This window comes from Peribacillus sp. P4_C12 (assembly GCF_056402095.1).
The window spans coordinates 1-15790 of sequence record NZ_JBFUIB010000064.1 but is presented as its reverse complement, the minus strand read 5'-3'; the positions used below and the strand labels follow the sequence as shown (position 1 = coordinate 15790).

The following is a 15790-nucleotide window of genomic DNA, read 5'->3' as shown; positions in this document are numbered from 1 at the left end:
GGCATTGGGTATCCTCCAGGCTGACCTTGACCTCCCGGCATCATCGGAAATCCTCCGGGCTGGCCTTGACCTCCCGGCATCATCGGAAATCCTCCAGGCTGACCTTGACCTCCCGGCATCATCGGAAATCCTCCGGGCTGGCCTTGACCTCCGGGCATTGGGTATCCTCCGGGTCGATCAAATTCACCAAACTCTCCCGTCATAGGGGCCCCATCAAAACTTCCAAATTCACCATAGTTTTGCCTTGTATCTTCCATTTTTCTTTCACTCCCCATCTAGGTTACAGTCTAGAATATGAATGTTGAGCGAAAGAGTGCAGGTACATGGCTTTCTCAAATGGTCTTCAGTAACAGCTTCTTTAATAGCGGGGTAAAATGCTCTGGCAATTCAGCTACACTCGGAATCATCAGCCGTTCTTTGCCGTAGATGTTTTTCATCGTCAGTTCTTCACTTTCATCAACGCTTCCATCCGCTAAAAACATGCCAATGATTTCGATTCCTTTTTTCCGGGCTTCGGATACGGCAAGATGCGTGTCGACGATTCCATTTTGGTCATAATCGGCTGCGGCCGGTTCACCATCGGAAAATACGAGCAAGAAGCGATTCTTTTCTCTCCTTTTTTCCAATTCTTTTGTTGCAACCCTGATACTGTAGCCATCTCTGTTGTCTTCCTCCGGTTCAAGCTGCATGATTTTTGCGCCTGAATTTTGATAAAGCGAATCAGAATGGGATTGGATCACGTGGAAGTAATTCGGCTGATAGCCTTCTTTCACCTCATTTGCATCCTCCCAAAAACCGACAATCGAGTGAGGAATTCTTAATTTTTTCAACACTTCATGAAACAGCACGATCCCCCGTTTTGTTTCATCCATCTTGTTATGCATAGAGGCCGAGCAATCGATCAATAGCGTGAACACAGCATCTATTTCATTGGAATCCCTATTCTTTTTGTAAAAGACTCTTGGATTTTCGTCGAGTACAAGCGGCAGTAATTTCTTTGATAAGCGGCCATAGACCAAGTCTTTTCTTGGTGCATTCTTTTTATTTTCGAGTGTTTTTTCAATCGTACTTGAGAGTTTTCTCTTGAACGGTTCAATATCTGCAACAAACTCGCGATAGCGTTTTTCCTCAATAGGAGTGGGCATTTTTGCTTCCTTAATTATCTGAACGACGTCTTTATTTTCTTCGCCAAATGGATGTTCACCACTTTTTCCGATATTCGTTTGCTTCTTTTCGAGCGTTTCCTGTTGCTTGTATTCCTTTTGTTCACTTTCTCCTGACGAGCCTTGAATCGAGGCCAGCGCCTGGTCAGCATCTTCCGCTTCCCGAGCTCCGCCGCCCATCAAGCTTGTTTTCGTTCCCTGCTCCAATTCAAACTGAAGGAAGGTCGAATTATTCTCGCCATTTTTATTCTCGCGATGCCATGTCGAGAATTTTTCATCAATAAACTCACTATTCTCTTCACTTACATCTTCTGCGTCATCGTTCACCAGTTCATCATTTCTTGTTAGTTCATCAAATAACGTATTCGCTTTATACTTCTCCACATTAGCAACAGGAAATATGAAATATTCATTCATCGTATCCTGATACTCTTCGTTCAACCTAAAAACGATTTGCTCACAAATTCTAGTGATATCACTCGTTTTTGTTGCTTCAAAGACCGAATGAATAAGCGATTTAATTTTTTCCAGTTCTTCTAGTTGACGTTCATTAGCTCTCGGAAAAACAGGATCTGGCCTATCCGAATGAATCAGTAAATAAACGAGGCAGAACAGCTCATCTAACGCAAAGCTTCTTGTGACATTTGTCGCTAATTGGCTTTCAAAATATTGTTTTAGGTAAGCTCCCCGTACAGAGAACCACTTTTTCGTGCCAGGACGTTCTTTTTTCACCAATTCCTCCAAACGCAGATCTTCGAATATGGTGAACAACTGGGCAGCAAACTTTGGAAGCGAGCATTCTTCTATGATGTCCTGGTACTCTTTCATGCTTAGGATTGTAGAATGATGCAGCGTCCCAATTGTTCTAAGCAGCACATCTGTTTTCAATCCCGCTTCTTTTACCTCCTGATTCCCATTTTCCCAAAAATGGCTGGCTGTGACCTTAGTCTGAATCAGATCAATAAAGGAACCATAATTATATTCAAATTCCAGGTCAGGAATACCTGATAAGACAGTCGATAGATCCTGCAGCTGCAAAAAAAGGGTCGTATCAATTATTGAATCATTGAATCGAATATACTTCATGCGGCATTCTCCTAGTTAGAATAATGTATCTGCCAAATTCTTCACAAACTCCCGCTCTCGTTCCTCGTCCAACTTATCCACGATGGAGCGAAGAATCGCACGTTTCGGGGGAATCAATACACTGAGGTCACAGGCATCAAGCAAAGCCCGAATTGATGCTGCATCTTCAGCCACTTTTCCTTGATTAACGGCGTTTATTAAGTCACCTGACAGCTTAACGAACAATTCGATACTTCTTGAATCCTTCAACTGTGTATTCGATTGAATCAATTGCTTTAACTGCTCTCCTTCGATATAAGGAACCTCGATCACGACAAACCGGTTTTTCAGCGCCTCATTCAGCGGTACTGTACCGACATAGCCTTCGTTTATTGCAGCAATTACGTTAAAACCATCTTTCGCAGTGATGACTTCGTTCGTGAACGGGTTCGTTATCGTTCTCCTGTAATCGAGCACCCCATTGATTAACGGCAGTGTTTCCGGCTTCGCCATATTGATTTCATCTATGTATAAGAAATGTCCGTGATTCATCGAATTGATAACAGGACCTGGAACGAATTCAATCACCTGTTTTTCCTCTTTGTAAGCAAGCGTCTTGAAGCCCAATAAGCTTTCAGCATCCAAATCGACTGAGCAGTTGACACTGAACATCGGTTGGTTGAATAAATTCGATAACGTCTCGGCAAATTTCGTCTTCCCTGCCCCTGTCGGTCCTTTCAAGAGGATGTTCTTCCCCATACTTAAGGCTGTAATGGCATCCACCATCAACTCCATCTCAGGAGGCAGATATCCACCTTTCCTTATCAGTTCCTCAAATTGAGAGGAATTTTTTTTATTTGTATGTAAAATATTAGCTATTTCTTTTGGTAAACGATTAATCATTGTCTCCATACACCCCTTTTTCATCATTTTAATGCTCTTTGCYGGTAAAAACAAACACTAAGAAAAAGAGCCGTCATATAGACAGCTCTAAGAGTAATCATTTACATTCAACGTTCAAGTTCTGATGCCTATTTTCATAAAGTGAATAACTAGGCTTAATACACTTCTTCGGGACTCCTTTTCATTAAGCTTATCGCAAAGCCTAATACACCACCAAAAATGGCTGGAAGCACCCAACCTATTCCTACACTATATAATGGAAGAAAATCGGTGAAAAAATCGGAAACAGCATAAATTTTAACACCGGAAGCCATTAATCCATCCAAAATACTGATGATGGCTGTTAATAATAAACTCCCAAAGTATACCTCGGATTTTCCTTTGAAAAAGGAATGCAAGAATGTTAACACAATTAAAACGATGGCCAATGGATAAATCGCGGTTAACACAGGCACTGTAATCGAAATTAGTTTGGTCAGACCTACATTGGCAACAGCTGCGCTAAAAACTGAAAAAATAATAACAAATGACTTATACGATACAGCAGGAATTACTTTATTGAAATAGGAAGCACAAGCTGTTATCAAGCCTATACTAGTAGTTAAACAAGCTGCGATTACAATTAATCCTAACAGTACTGCACCTGCAGAACCAAAAAAATAATTCGAAGCTTGCGCTAGAACGTCTCCACCATTCCCTAAATAACCAAGTTTTTCCACACTAGTTGCTCCGACATAAGTTAAAGCAGTATAAACAATTACTAATAGAGAAGCTGCTATAAGGCCGGCTTTCATACAGAAACCTAAAACTTCTCTTCTTGAAGTAATTCCTTTATCTTTGATTGCATTAATGATAATAATACCAAATGCAAATGCAGCAAGCGTATCCATAGTTAAATATCCTTCTTTGAAACCTTTGAAGAACGAATTATCTGAATAATCTGCAATAGGAGATTGTATTTCGCCCATTGGATTTGCAATTGCCACTACAATTAGTATCCCGATAAAAATCAATAATAGTGGAGTTAGAATTTTCCCGACAATATCCAACATTTTCGATGGGTTAATAGATAATAAACAGGCAAGTCCAAAGTATACGACCGTAAATACTAGCAAAGGTAAAAAGCCGACTCCATCTGGAAGAAAAGGTTTAATCCCTATTTCATAAGACACACTTCCCGTTCTTGGAAGAGCGAATAACGGCCCGAGCGATAAATATAGAACGGCTGTGAAAATAAAACCGAACATCGGGTGCGCTCTGCTTGCAAGCGACTGCACATCACTTTTACCTGAAAAACCAAATGCTAATATTGTGACAAATGGCAATCCAACACCTGTAATGATAAATCCTAAACTAGCAGACCATAAATTTGTCCCGGCCGATTGACCGAGCATAGCAGGGAATATTAAGTTTCCTGCACCAAAAAATAAAGCAAAAAGCATTAATCCTGTAACAATAACAAAAGAAAGTGGTGCTTTCTTTGACATTTTGAAGCCTCCAATATTTTGATTCTCTTAACAAAAGAAAAGAGATGTTGTCCATCTAATTTCGATTTAAAAGTGAAATAAACTACGGAATTTACTTATTTCATTGTCATGTATCCACCTGAAACTTAAACACAACAACCCTTACTATAAAATGCACTGGAACGTTTGTCAAAAATTATTTCTTTCATTATTCGGAAAAATCTTTCTTTTTCTGTTACCTTTATTAAAATGAGAGATAACAAAGCAATATATAGCGATTTAACATAGAGGGTTATAAAATGGGTACAACTCATTTCCTATTAAAATTATTTTTATATTCAGTGATATTTTCACTTTATAACAAAACATATTAGAAAGAAGGTTGAAGTATTGAAGACAGAAAAAGAAAAAATGGTGAACGGAGAACTATATATTGCGGCGGACCCAGAATTAGTAAAAGATAGAGCGAATGCACGAAGGTTAACCCGACTATACAATCAGACAACGGAAACCGATGAGTGTAAAAGAATTGAACTTCTGAGGGAGCTTTTTGGTTTCAGTGGGAAAAAGATATACATTGAGCCCACTTTTCGTTGTGACTATGGGTATAACATTACTGTAGGGGAAAACTTTTATGCGAATTTTGATTGTGTCATCCTGGATACTTGCGAAGTCCGTATAGGAAGGGATTGTATGTTGGCTCCTGGGGTACATATCTATACAGCCACACATCCACTAGACCCATTCGAACGCAGTTCAGGTGTAGAATACGGAAAGCCCGTAACGATTGGAGACAATGTTTGGATTGGCGGCAGAGCCATCATCAATCCCGGAATTACAATAGGGAACAATGCTGTTGTTGCTTCGGGAGCTGTTGTAACAAAAGATGTCCCAGATTGTGCGGTTGTAGGTGGAAACCCTGCGAAGATCATCAAATATATAGAAGGAATAAAATAGCAGAGCACATTCACTTCTGAAAGGCTCTGCCTCTATTTTTCTTATTAAATTGTTTTTAACGCTTGAGGAATCGGTGTATCCCCTGTTATTAAGTCAAAGGAACGGTTATACGTATTTTCTTCGATTAATGAGGCAAGAATTGTTTGAGCCACATCCTCCCGCGCAATCGTCCCTCTTTCCAGTTCCTCAGCAGCGGCTACATGGCCTGTGCCAGGTTCGTTCACAAGTCCACCCGGCCGGATGATGGTATACGTTAAACTGCTTTGTAACAATGCTCTATCCGCATAGTGTTTGGCCACATAATATGGTTTGATGGCTTCATTCCAGTTTTCCCTATTATTCGCCTGAAAGGCACTGACCATGATGAATCGGTTGATTCCTAGGTTTTCAGCTGCTTCAATCGTTTTAACAGCACCGTCTAAATCAATCAAAAGCGTCTGATCCGCGCCTGTGCTGCCTCCCGATCCTGCCGTAAACACGATTGCATCGCACCCATTTGCCGCTTTCGCAATCTCATCCACTGATCCCGCTAAACTTACGATTACAGATTCGACTCCGATTTTCTCAAAATGCTTCCTCTGTTCTTCTTTGCGAATCATTGCTCGTACACTATGTTCCTGGCTATCTTTTAGTAAATCAACCAGGTGTTTACCGATCTGCCCATTTGCCCCAACTACGAATACTTTCATAAAAGTCAGCTCCCATAATGGTTAGTTTACTTTCTATATTCAATTATTTCATGTACAAAGTTCATTATCAAACAATCAGCCCATCCTTCTATCCATTTGGGTCCGTTCATTTTGCATCGTCATATATTGGAAATAGTTTGCAATCACATTTATATATTTTATAATAATTAAAATAAGTGTTATTTATAACACAAAGGGGAGGTGTAAAGATGGCAATAAGACTTTTAATGCCACCTTCTGCAGCGTCTCATGCAAAGCCTAGTATTGGAGGCGATACTTTGCATGGGGTAAAATTAATCTAAACTAACATCGCCCAGCTTATCATTTCTATATATTTGGCTTTGCACCTTATTTTGTTCTAAAAAAAGAATAAGGGGCTGGCAGAAATGAAATATGTAAAAGCAACGACTGTTTTACCTGAAAAGCTGATTGTGGAAATTCAAAAGTATATACAAGGTGAAACAATATATATCCCTAAACTAGAAACGACTTATCAAAAGTGGGGAGCTAGTTCGGGATCAAGGAAATACATTGATGACAGAAATGCTTCTATTAAATATGCATTTAAAAAGGGGCATACAATTCATCAATTAGCCGAGGAACATTTTCTCTCCATAGAAACCATCAAAAAAATCGTTTATTCTAAATAGGTAATAAAATTGTAGCGCTGATAATATTATCAGCGCTACTCATATGTCGAGTATGTTTCTTAGTCGTTTTCTACCTTTCAATGTTGATGCAAATTCTGTAAAGTAAATAGAAACGGTACCAAGTTTAAAAGGTATCGTAGCAACATGAACAGGGGTGGAAAAATGGAACCTTTTATCAGAAGTGAGCAATATAACTTTATTAAGTCTCAAACTCAGATTCTCATAAATGGACACGCGACTGCGAATGATAGGGATGTTATTCATACCCTGAAAACAGTCGCGAAAGAAAGAGTGTTAAGCTTATTCAATGAATTGAGTGAGGAGCAAAGGCAAGTATTAGACCCAATTGATACCATCAAAGAGCCTGCACAAGCTGAAGTGTTTCTATTGAAGATAAAGCCATTTGTGATTCCTTTTAAAGAAGTGACTGAAAAAACAATCAAAAAGCTATTTCCTAAAGCGAAGAAGTTAAAGAACCCTATGTTAGAGAACTTAGACTTGAGAGAGATTTCATATTTGGGATGGGATGATATCGGCTCCGGAAAAAAATTCATCATAGCACCTCATCACAATAAGCTATTGGGGTTGCATGGGACAATTAAACCTTCTAACAAAAAAGGTATCTGTGCCATATGCAGTCGCTTTGAAGAATTAGGAATGTTTATGTCCGAAACAAAAGGAACAGTACAAGGTACATTCATTAAAAAAGGTAATTATATTTGCTTGGATAGCTTAAAATGCAATCAAAACATCACCACATTGGATAAATTAAATGATTTTATCGTGCGAATAAAGTAAATATGGTATCCGAATAAAAAAGCAATCCTTCATTATGGAAGAATTGCTTTTTGTGTCTTAATTTTAGTTATAGTATAGGATCAAACTCAACTTTACTCGTGAATTTCGTTCCTTTACTCGTGAGTTTCACTAATTTACTCGTGAATTTTGTTCCTTTACTCGTAAATTTCACTAATTTACTCGTGAATTCATCAGCCAACAAAAAAAGAAGCGCCATAATCRTTTTTATGGCRCTTCTTTTTTCTGTTTAAGGTAATACCGACGAACCCATCAARTAGCGGTCTACTTCCCTTGCTACTTCACGGCCTTCATTGATGGCCCAAACAATTAGGCTTTGCCCCCTTCTTGCGTCTCCAGCAGCAATTAAATGATAATCGGATTCATTTAATGGATAGGTTTTCATGATGATATGCCCCCCCCCCTTCTCTTTTACTTCAAATATTTCATTTAGTTGACTGGTTGTGTACGATTTTACTACTTTCATTGGATGCATAATAAGGTCACTAATTTGGTGGCCTTCTTATTTAGCTTGTTTCTTCGCTTGTTTAACAAATTGTGTTCGATTTACTATCAACTCTTTACTTTTTTCACCGCTTCTAAAGCCAATAAGCGGAAGTAGGAAGCGGCTGGGAAAAGTGCCGTTTCATCTACAATAAACTTCGGATGATGCAGGTCATACGGACCGCCTGAACCTATCATTACGAAAGCACCTGGTATTTTTTCTTGGTAAAAAGCGAAATCTTCACCTATTGAGCTAGCTTCTAGCATTTTTGTCGTGTAGCCTGCTGATTCTCCAACCTGAAGCATCAAATCTGCCCATTCTGGCGTATTATCAACTGATGGGGGACCTGGATGCCAAGATAATTCAACTTTTGCATTGAATGTTTCACTTATACCATGTAAGACTTGTTTCATACGTTTCTGTATGAACTCTCGTTGGGTTTTACTGAAGGTGCGGACGGTCCCTTCTAAATATGCACTATCAGGGATAACATTCCACGTTGATCCACTATGAATTTGAGTGATGCTCAAAACGGCAGTCTCTTTTGGTGCAACATTTCGGCTGATGATGGTTTGCAACGTTGAGATAATTTGTCCTGCTATGATAATCGGATCATTCCCCTCTTCCGGTTTAGCCGCATGTGAGCCAGTTGCTTTAACATGCACTTCAAAGCGATCCACTCCCGCTGTCAATGCACCATGTTTTGTTCCTAACTCTCCAACTTTCAACGTCGGATCATTATGAAGACCAAAAATCACATCCACATCATGCAACACACCGGTTTCCATTAAAGCACTTGCACCGTGTCCCGTTTCCTCTGCAGGTTGAAATATCAAACGAATCGTTCCGGCCATATCTCTTTCTTCTTTTTTTAATAAAAAAGCAGTTCCTAAAATGACAGAGGTGTGAAAATCATGACCACATGCGTGCATAACGCCAACGTGCTTTGAAGGGAAGCTCACCTCAGATTGCTCCAAAATCGGTAAAGCATCAATATCGGAGCGAAGTGCTATCGTAGGTCCAGGCTTGCTTCCTTTTATCTCAGCTACCACACCCGTTTTCAATGGAAAATTAAGTATCTTAATATCCTGAGATTGAAGTGCTTCTTTAATTTTCCTAGTCGTTTCAAATTCTTCGTTTGATAATTCAGGTGTCATATGAAGATCACGCCTGAATTTCAATAGATACTTCTCTAATTCTACATTGCTTATAGTCAACGGTTATCCATCTCCTCAAAAATACGATTAAAAGCTTTCCCCATTCATTCTCATGAAAAAATTAAAGAACGAAACTAATATCCAAGGAATATCAATTGAAGCAGCTATCGCTTGTTGATAAACGTGTAAAGTATGAGTTCTAAATTATGTAGCATGGTAAGCATCTGATGGAATGAAGTCAATCATATCCCAGAAATGAAAAGTGTTTATTTTGAATATTTTCCATTGACAATTTATTATACAAAATGCTACCATTTGAAGTAATTTACTATATTAACGTATCAATACAAAAAAGTATTTAATTTCAATAGTAGTAAAAAAGTAAAGACATTACATACACTTTGGGCGGAAGAAACCCTCTTCTAATTGGAAGCGGGTTTTATTTTAGCAACAATTCATAGTAAACCTGTAAGGATATTTATATTATAAATCCCCTGCGTTTAAAAGTGAAGACACAAAGGAGTAATTGACACATGAAAAAGAAAAAAGTAAAACTAGGTGTATTTTTGGCTGGAACAGGACATCACGTTGCTTCTTGGAGACATCCAAACGCCAATCCGAAAGCTAATATGAACATCGATTATTTTAAGGGGTTAGCGCAGACTGCCGAAAAAGGTTTATTTGATTTATTATTTTTGGCAGATAGTTTGTCAGTTGCAAAGGACTCGCACCCTAATATTCTGACACGATTTGAGCCATTGACCCTGTTATCTTATCTAGCCTCGGCGACTTCCAATATTGGTTTGGTTTCAACAGCCTCCACCACCTACGAAGAACCCTTTAATGTTGCTAGAAGATTCGCTTCTTTAGACCATATTACCTCGGGCCGTGCTGGCTGGAACGTAGTCACAACGTCCCTTGCCTCTACAGCAGCAAATTTTAATAAATCAGAACATCTAGAACATAGTCTACGTTATAAAAGAGCTACTGAATTTGTTGAAGTTACCAAGAAATTGTGGGACTCATGGGAAGACGATACGTTGATTATTGATAAAGAAACAGGTCAATTTATTGATGAAAGCAAGTTTCATGAAATCAATCATCAAGGGGAGTTCTTCACTGTAAAAGGACCATTAAATGTTTCTCGCTCTCCTCAAGGGCATCCGGTTATCGTACAAGCAGGCTCTTCTGGCGATGGGCAATTGCTTGCAGCAAAGCACGCAGAGATTGTCTTTACTGCGCAGGAGAACAAGGAAGACGCGATTTCATTTTACAATGAGTTAAAAAGTCATTTGGCCGCTTTTAATCGGGAGAAAAGCAGCTTGAGTATTATGCCAGGATTGTTCCCGATTGTGGGACAGACTGAGAAGGAAGCCCAAGAGAAGTATGAGGCATTACAGGAGTTAATTATTCCCGAAATAGGGTTGGCTATTATGGGAAGGTATTTTGGAAATGTGGATTTTTCGAGTATCCCTTTGGATACACCGTTTGCTGATATTTCATTGCCTGATAATGTAGATAGTATCCAAAGTAAATATGATTTGATCGTTAAACGAGCGACCAATGAAAATTTAACATTACGTCAGACATATCAATGGGTTGCAGGATCACGCGGACATCATATCGCAATTGGAACACCAACGCAGATTGCGGATAAGATTGAAGATTGGGTGAATGAAAATGCAGCTGACGGCTTTAATATTATGCCTGCCCTCTTGCCAGATTCTTTAACAGATTTTGTTGAACTTGTTGTCCCAGAACTGCAATCAAAAGGAATTTTCCGTACGAAATATGAAAGTAACACATTACGAGGGAATCTTGGCCTGGATAAACCGGTCAATCAATATTCTCATAACTTTTAAACTTCTTACACCTGGATGATGGTTCGAAAAAGACAGAGCCACCCTACCGAAGAAGAAATTACTAGAGTATAGGAGGTACGAGATGAGTCAAATATTTCGTGAAGTACAAGTAGAAGATGTGGATAAATTTCTTCGTTTAACATTAGATGCTTATGCGAGTATTCGAGAATTGGATATTCACTTCTCTGCGGCAACAGCCACAAGAGAGGAAGCAATTAAACACATAGCCGAAAATAAGGTGTATGTGCTGGAGGAAAATGGGACATTCATTTCCACCGTATCGATTCGGTTACCGTGGGGTCCAAATCCTGGCCCGCTCGTATTGCCACACATAGGCTGGTTCGCTACAAACCCCGCATATAAGCGTCAAGGCATAGGAAAAAAAGTATTATCATGGCTCGAAGAAGAAATTTTGAAGAAGCAGCTGAAAGCCTCAGCGGTTACTCTTGGAACGGCAGATAATCATCCATGGCTCAAAGAAATGTACGAAAAAAATGGATTCGAAGAAATAGGTCAAAAAGATTTAGGCAAAGGCCATCTCACGATATATTTGAGAAAAATTTTGCAACCGGAACAATATCAAGCTTGGACTGCAAAACATAATCAAACTATTTAAAATTAGGAGGAAAACAACGATGAAAAAAATCCTTTCCCTTGGATTCGCTTTACTTTTTGTATTAGCACTTACAGCATGTGGCGATGCAAAGCAAGAGAATACTTCTACTGATTCCGAACAAAAAACAATTAGAGTGGGGTCCACTGGCCAAAGTTATCCAAATGGTTATCAGGAGAATGGCAAATTAACAGGTTTCGACGTAGAACTTACAGAACTCATCGCCGAGGATTTAGGATACAAGGTAGAATGGGTCACTTCGGATTTCAGTGGGATAATGGGACAATTAGGTTCAGGTAAATTAGACACAGTTGCGAATGCCGTTGCTATAACACCAGAACGCCAAGAGCAATTTCATTTTACAGAACCATATAGTTATTATGGTGCACAAATTGTAACAAACACCAAAAACACTGATATTAAAACACTAGATGATTTAAAAGGAAAAACCGTTTCTGGTGTATTGGGTTCAAATAACATTGCGAACCTAGAAAAATACGATAAAAACGGCGATATCAAGATACGTACCTATGAAACTAGGGATGGCGCGATGCAAGATGCTATTAACAACCGTGTAGATGGATATATCAATTCTCGTCCAATTTTAGTTGTAGAAATAAAGAAAAATGATCTTCCGTTAACATTAGTCGGTGATCCAGTTGCCTATGAAAATGTAGGATATCCATTTACCAAAACAGAAAAAGGTGAAAAATTCAAGGAAGAATTCACAACAGAAATTCAAAAGCTTAAAGAAGATGGAACATTAGCGAAGCTGTCCAATAAATATTTTGGTGAAGATATTACCACGGAATCCGGCGAATAAGCATAGCGGAGGTTTTAAAGCATTATGAATTTTGATTTACAATACATGTTGGAAATTTCCCTACAAATCGCAAAATATATTCCGATTACCCTGGTTTTAGCCATCGTTTCGATGGTTTTAGCCATTATAATTGGACTTGTAGTAGCCTTAATAAGAAACAGCAATATTTTTGGAATCACCCATGTGGCAGCTTTATATATCTCTTTATTTCGAGGAATGCCTACGTTAGTACAATTGTTCATCATTTACTACGGTTTACCACAATTATTCCCGTCGTTGACAACGATGGACGCAATCATGGCGGCGATCATTGGATTTAGTTTGAAAGAATCCTCTTATTTAGCAGAAATTTTCCGAGCTGGATTGAATTCCGTGGACAAAGGGCAGATGGAAGCCGGCCTTGCAACTGGTATGAAAAGAGTGCAAATTTATTCGCGAATCATTTTACCACAAGCTGCTTTAAATGCTTTACCTGCGACAGGGAATACGTTTATATCTTTGATTAAAGAAACGTCCCTTGCCTTTACATTAGGGATTACAGAACTTTTTGCAGAGGGAAAAATGATTGCATCCGCTAACATGCGCTTTTTTGAGACATATTTGGTGGTTGGCTTGATTTACTGGCTATTGGTTATTCTTTATTCTTGGATACAAAAATATCTAGAGATTTGGCTCAGCAAACCACTTAGAAGGTGATCATATGATAAATGTAAGAAACTTAACCAAACATTTTGATAAAAAACAAGTATTGAACGATATTAATCTAGATATAAAAACTGGGGAAGTTGTCGCCATTATTGGTCCGTCGGGTTCTGGAAAATCAACGTTATTACGCTGTCTGAACTTGTTGGAAAAACCCAACAGCGGCACCATCGAAATCAATGATGTAAAATTGGATACCCAAAAATATAAAGCGAGAGACGCGTACCAATTAAGACAACAAACCGCAATGGTCTTTCAACACTATAACCTTTTTAAAAATAAAACGGCCTTAAAAAACGTGATTGAAGCGTTGCTTGTTAGCAAAAAGATGAAAAAAGAGGAAGCCATTCAAATCGGGGAGGATTTATTGAAACGGGTTGGCTTAGAAAAACAGGCAAAACAATACCCCGCTACCTTATCTGGTGGACAACAGCAGCGTGTTAGCATCGCTAGAGCTTTAGCTGTAAAGCCACATGCCATTTTATTTGATGAACCTACCTCCGCTCTTGACCCTGAATTGGTTAATGAGGTTTTGCAAGTAATACGGGAGTTGGCAAAAGAAGATACCACTATGGTGATTGTGACGCACGAAATGCAATTTGCGAAGGAAGTCGCGGACCATGTCATTTTCATGGCTGATGGACATATTATCGAACAAGGCACCCCAGAACAAGTAATTGACCATTCTCTTAATCCGAGAACGCAGCGTTTTTTACGGCAAATGGGAGATGAATCAGACGTAGCAGCCAGGTAAAAAAGGAAGTGGTGTGGATGAACACGGAAATGTTAGCAGAAGCGATCTATTATTCTAATCCTTTGGAAAATGAGTTGGTGAAAAATGCTGCCATCGAAGGAATGCTTGATTATCTAGCTGTTTCCTATCAAACAAAATCCGAGAAAGAGATTACGATTTTAAAACAAATCATTTTGGATGAAGGCGGAAATGGAAAGAGTTACTTGATTGGAAGTGACATTCAAGCAACAAGGGCCCAAGCAGCACTCTTCAATGGCTTTCAAGCTCATTTACTAGATTATGATGATGTACATTCAGATGTAAGAGGCCATCCAAGCGCAGTTATTTTGTCTGCTTTGTTAGCGGTGGGAGAACCAGAAATGCCCGGGAATCGTTTTTTAGCTGCCTATGTGATTGGTGTGGAGATTATGGCTCGGTTTGGTGAAGCTATGAACCCCTATCATTATACAAAAGGTTGGCATAATACAGCTACACTAGGCGTGATAGCTGCTGCTGGGGCGATTGCATACTTACGGGAATATCCTCCACGTTTAATAGCTGAAACGATGAGTTTGGCCGCTACGCAATCGGCGGGTCTACGGCTTCAGTTTGGTACTGTGGTAAAGCCACTCCATGTTGGAATTGCTGCTAAAAACGCTGTGGATTCAGCGGATTGGATTCGTGCGGGATTACATAGCAACCCAGACTTCTTAAATGGAAAGAACGGTTTCTTTGAGGTATATGCGGATAATGGAGTTCCCGATTTGACAGTAAATTGGGGAAAGACATGGCGTATCGTTACACCAGGGTTATGGTTTAAACAGTACCCTTTTTGTTCTGCTGCTGCACATGGCGTGGAAGCAGCTGTTTTTTTACAAAAGAAGTACGATTTGTCGGATGAAGATATTCAATCGGTGAGTGTTTACTTTCCTCCAAATGGTGATTCCGCTTTGATACATCGTAACCCCGCGACTGGTGAAGAAGGAAGATTTTCGATCGAGTATATTGTATGGCTCGCGCTCTCAGGCAAACCGCTGACCTTTTCATCTTTTGAATCGAAACCTATTCCCTCTTCATGGAGAAAATCTTTTCAGAAAGTAACTAGAGAGATAGATGTAACGACCAAGCCTTCAAAAACAGCACTCCCAGTGGGACGATTTACAATTGTGAACGTGACCACAACAAGTGAGGATGTGCTTTCGAAACGAATCGATACACCTAAAGGAAGCCCTGGTAATCCTTTAACTAAATCCCAACTAAAAGAGAAATTGCTTCAAGCCATAGGAGATGACGTAAAGACAGAGAAAATAATTGCATCTGTCCATGCACTTACTCACACAGAACTTGGTGTTTTTCAAGAAGCAACTACAGAAGCTGAATGATAGTATCTTAGGCGGACAGTGTTTATATACTGTTCGTCTATTTTGTATACCTAGCATTATTGGCTGCTCATTAGTCTTAAGTGAATTTACTCGTGAGTTTTGTTCCTTTACTCGTGAGTATCACTAATTTACTCGTGAATTTTGTTCCTTTACTCGTAAATTTCACTAATTTACTCGTGAATTTTGTTCCTTTACTCGTGAGTTTCACTAATTTACTCGTGAATTTCGTTCCTTTACTCGTGAGTTTCACTAATTTACTCGTGAATTTTGTTCCTTTACTCGTAAATTTCACTAATTTACTCGTGAATTCATCAGCCAACAAAAA

At 39.2% G+C, this 15790-nt stretch carries 16 protein-coding genes and 1 pseudogene; 9 read left to right on the top strand and 8 right to left on the bottom strand.

Annotation, left to right across the window (positions count from 1 at the left end; translation table 11 throughout):
- The 4 genes from AC1DUW_RS11770 to brnQ form a co-directional block, all read right to left on the bottom strand.
- Window positions 1-257: hypothetical protein (locus AC1DUW_RS11770; protein WP_477642591.1), on the bottom strand; the 257-nt coding region annotated here is incomplete at its 3' end.
- 75 nt (window positions 258-332) lie between these two features.
- The gene (locus AC1DUW_RS11765) at window positions 333-2249 is read right to left on the bottom strand and encodes a vWA domain-containing protein (RefSeq protein WP_477642590.1); all 1917 of its coding nucleotides are present in this window, start codon (window positions 2247-2249) and stop codon (window positions 333-335) included.
- 15 nt (window positions 2250-2264) lie between these two features.
- Complete coding sequence (locus tag AC1DUW_RS11760) at window positions 2265-3131, bottom strand: ATP-binding protein (protein ID WP_082527419.1); 867 nt, start codon at window positions 3129-3131, stop codon at window positions 2265-2267.
- 155 nt (window positions 3132-3286) lie between these two features.
- Entirely contained in the window at window positions 3287-4618 is a 1332-nt protein-coding gene (brnQ, locus tag AC1DUW_RS11755; RefSeq protein WP_477642589.1) for a branched-chain amino acid transport system II carrier protein, read from the bottom strand.
- A 369-nt stretch (window positions 4619-4987) separates the two neighbouring features.
- Between brnQ and AC1DUW_RS11750 the strand changes: the two genes are divergently transcribed.
- Window positions 4988-5554 (top strand): maltose acetyltransferase domain-containing protein, encoded by a 567-nt coding sequence (locus tag AC1DUW_RS11750; RefSeq protein WP_477642588.1) that lies wholly within the window; start codon window positions 4988-4990, stop codon window positions 5552-5554.
- A gap of 44 nt (window positions 5555-5598) precedes the next feature.
- On the opposite strand, the gene AC1DUW_RS11745 is transcribed toward AC1DUW_RS11750, so the two are convergent.
- Window positions 5599-6243, bottom strand: coding sequence for an SDR family oxidoreductase (locus AC1DUW_RS11745; RefSeq protein WP_477642587.1), 645 nt, complete (start codon window positions 6241-6243; stop codon window positions 5599-5601).
- A 386-nt stretch (window positions 6244-6629) separates the two neighbouring features.
- On the opposite strand from AC1DUW_RS11745, the gene AC1DUW_RS11740 reads away from it, so the two are divergent.
- Window positions 6630-6893, top strand: coding sequence for a CD3324 family protein (locus tag AC1DUW_RS11740; protein ID WP_053347873.1), 264 nt, complete (start codon window positions 6630-6632; stop codon window positions 6891-6893).
- Window positions 6894-7055: 162 nt separating this feature from the next.
- Window positions 7056-7691, top strand: coding sequence for a FusB/FusC family EF-G-binding protein (locus AC1DUW_RS11735; protein ID WP_053347874.1), 636 nt, complete (start codon window positions 7056-7058; stop codon window positions 7689-7691).
- A 247-nt stretch (window positions 7692-7938) separates the two neighbouring features.
- On the opposite strand, the pseudogene AC1DUW_RS11730 reads toward AC1DUW_RS11735, so the two are convergent.
- A pseudogene (locus tag AC1DUW_RS11730) lies at window positions 7939-8058 on the bottom strand (hypothetical protein); the annotation flags it as partial.
- Window positions 8059-8261: 203 nt separating this feature from the next.
- Entirely contained in the window at window positions 8262-9410 is a 1149-nt protein-coding gene (locus AC1DUW_RS11725; RefSeq protein ID WP_477642586.1) for an amidohydrolase, read from the bottom strand.
- Between the two features lie 473 nt (window positions 9411-9883).
- On the opposite strand from AC1DUW_RS11725, the gene AC1DUW_RS11720 reads away from it, so the two are divergent.
- The 6 genes from AC1DUW_RS11720 to AC1DUW_RS11695 all read left to right on the top strand — a co-directional run bounded on the left by AC1DUW_RS11720 (window position 9884) and on the right by AC1DUW_RS11695 (window position 15465).
- Entirely contained in the window at window positions 9884-11212 is a 1329-nt protein-coding gene (locus AC1DUW_RS11720) for an LLM class flavin-dependent oxidoreductase (RefSeq protein ID WP_053347876.1), read from the top strand.
- Between the two features lie 82 nt (window positions 11213-11294).
- The gene (locus tag AC1DUW_RS11715; protein ID WP_477642585.1) at window positions 11295-11828 is read left to right on the top strand and encodes a GNAT family N-acetyltransferase; all 534 of its coding nucleotides are present in this window, start codon (window positions 11295-11297) and stop codon (window positions 11826-11828) included.
- Between the two features lie 19 nt (window positions 11829-11847).
- Window positions 11848-12648 (top strand): amino acid ABC transporter substrate-binding protein, encoded by an 801-nt coding sequence (locus AC1DUW_RS11710; RefSeq protein ID WP_477642584.1) that lies wholly within the window; start codon window positions 11848-11850, stop codon window positions 12646-12648.
- A gap of 24 nt (window positions 12649-12672) precedes the next feature.
- On the top strand, window positions 12673-13344 hold the full coding sequence (locus AC1DUW_RS11705; protein ID WP_053347879.1) for an amino acid ABC transporter permease: 672 nt from the start codon (window positions 12673-12675) through the stop codon (window positions 13342-13344).
- Between the two features lie 4 nt (window positions 13345-13348).
- Window positions 13349-14104 (top strand): amino acid ABC transporter ATP-binding protein, encoded by a 756-nt coding sequence (locus tag AC1DUW_RS11700; RefSeq protein WP_053347880.1) that lies wholly within the window; start codon window positions 13349-13351, stop codon window positions 14102-14104.
- A gap of 17 nt (window positions 14105-14121) precedes the next feature.
- Window positions 14122-15465: an MmgE/PrpD family protein gene (locus tag AC1DUW_RS11695; RefSeq protein WP_053347881.1), complete on the top strand. Its 1344-nt coding sequence runs from the start codon at window positions 14122-14124 to the stop codon at window positions 15463-15465.
- Between the two features lie 76 nt (window positions 15466-15541).
- On the opposite strand, the gene AC1DUW_RS11690 is transcribed toward AC1DUW_RS11695, so the two are convergent.
- Window positions 15542-15790: hypothetical protein (locus AC1DUW_RS11690; protein ID WP_477642583.1), on the bottom strand; the 249-nt coding region annotated here is incomplete at its 5' end.